General features: G+C 67.6%; 1 protein-coding gene. It reads left to right on the plus strand.

Translation table 11 applies throughout. The features are described from left to right. Positions 1 to 44: 44 nt before the first annotated feature. A partial coding sequence (locus E1261_RS44990) for a choice-of-anchor M domain-containing protein (RefSeq protein WP_238176874.1) occupies positions 45 to 627 on the plus strand: 583 nt, incomplete at its 3' end.

The following is a 627-nucleotide window of genomic DNA, read 5'->3' on the forward strand; positions in this document are numbered from 1 at the left end:
CCGCACCACCCACCTCCCCGGCTGGTGCCCCGACCACCACGCCGGTGTCCAGCACCCCGAAGCCCTGCATCACCACTCCCCCGCCGACGACCGCCACGCCGACCACGACGACGCCGTCCAGCACCCAGCCGGCAACCACTCGTACGACGCTCTCCAACGGTCACGCGGACTACGCCGTACGGCTGGTAGCTGGTGCTCTGCAGTCCCGCATCAAGGACGGCACCAAGTCCGGTACGCCGGTCTGGCGCGACCCTGATGACGTCACCATCCAGCTCACCTCAGCAGCCGGTACCACCTCACCCGGCGGCGCCTTCGGCTTCCTCGGCCCCAAGGGCACCCCGGTCTGGCAGATCCCCCAGACGCAGAAGGAAGGCGTCATCTGGCTCGGCTGGAACACCGAAGAACTCAAAGCCGGCCAGGTACCCGGCAACGCCGTCACCTGGCGCCTCGACAAGGTCACCGGCCCCGGCCGCGTCTCCGTCTTCGAGTTCAACTCCTTCGGCCAGCCCCAGATCATCTTCAACTCCGCCGACGGCCTGCCCGACACCTACAACATCCCCATCGGCACCCACGCCCACGGCAACTGGTCCTTCACCAAACCAGGCACCTACAACCTCACCTTCACCC

Source organism: Kribbella albertanoniae (genome assembly GCF_004348455.1).
In the GTDB taxonomy this organism is placed as follows: domain Bacteria; phylum Actinomycetota; class Actinomycetes; order Propionibacteriales; family Kribbellaceae; genus Kribbella; species Kribbella albertanoniae.